1 protein-coding gene is annotated in these 452 nt (G+C 63.3%); it reads left to right on the top strand.

The window, feature by feature from the left end; translation table 11 throughout:
- The coding region (locus tag CDV44_RS27255; protein ID WP_371328825.1) for a phosphoribosylamine--glycine ligase at positions 1-452 on the top strand (452 nt) is incomplete at both ends.

Below are 452 nucleotides of genomic sequence, written 5' to 3'. Positions count from 1 at the left end.
TCGCCCCGCATTCAATTGGTCTACGTCGCGCCGGGTAATGGCGGCACGGCGCTCGACGAGCGTCTGCGCAACGTGCCCATCAGCGATCCGAACGTGCTCGCCGAATTCGCCGTGCGCGAAGGCATCGCATTGACGGTCGTTGGCCCGGAAACGCCGCTCGCCGCCGGTATCGTCAATATCTTCCGTGCGCGCGGTCTGAAGATCTTCGGGCCGACGAAGGAAGCTGCGCAACTCGAATCGTCGAAGGACTTCGCCAAAGCGTTCATGAAACGCCACGGCATTCCCACCGCCGAATACGAAACGTTCACCGACGCCGCACTCGCTCACGCCTACATCGACGCCAAGGGCGCACCGATCGTCATCAAGGCCGACGGTCTTGCGGCGGGCAAGGGTGTGGTCGTGGCGATGTCGCTCGAAGAAGCGCACAACGCCGTCGACATGATGCTGGCGGA

This window comes from Pandoraea sp. PE-S2R-1 (assembly GCF_002179865.1).
In the GTDB taxonomy this organism is placed as follows: Bacteria; Pseudomonadota; Gammaproteobacteria; order Burkholderiales; family Burkholderiaceae; genus Pandoraea.
Note: the sequence above shows the minus strand (reverse complement) of the source record. Positions and strands in the feature narration are given on the sequence as shown.